This window comes from Pseudomonas sp. HY13-MNA-CIBAN-0226, from assembly GCF_040310305.1.
GTDB classification, from domain to species: domain Bacteria; phylum Pseudomonadota; class Gammaproteobacteria; order Pseudomonadales; family Pseudomonadaceae; genus Aquipseudomonas; species Aquipseudomonas gregormendelii.
The window spans coordinates 1-270 of sequence record NZ_JBEOPS010000279.1; the positions used below are offsets into that span (position 1 = coordinate 1).

Genomic DNA, 270 nt, shown 5'->3' on the forward strand with positions numbered 1-270 from the left:
TCTCACGCTTTTTTTATTTAGCTCACAATACGGGTAGCAAATGAAATTTCCTGGACGTCGCAGGCATAAACATTATTTTCCAGTGGAAGCCAAAGATCCACTAACTAATCAACTTAACGCCACAGAAAGATTACACAGTAGCTATATTACCGGAATCGATCAGATTGTTGTCGATATCGAAGCCAAGGTCGATCAAGCTTTCCTTGATGAATTTAAGCTGCAACGAGGCATGTCACAAGTTATAGATAGTGACGTCACTAACGCCTTATA

Annotated in this window: 1 pseudogene; it reads left to right on the plus strand. The window is 40.0% G+C overall.

Annotation, left to right across the window (positions count from 1 at the left end):
- Positions 1-40: 40 nt before the first annotated feature.
- Positions 41-270: pseudogene (locus tag AAEZ05_RS28745) on the plus strand (hypothetical protein); the annotation flags it as partial.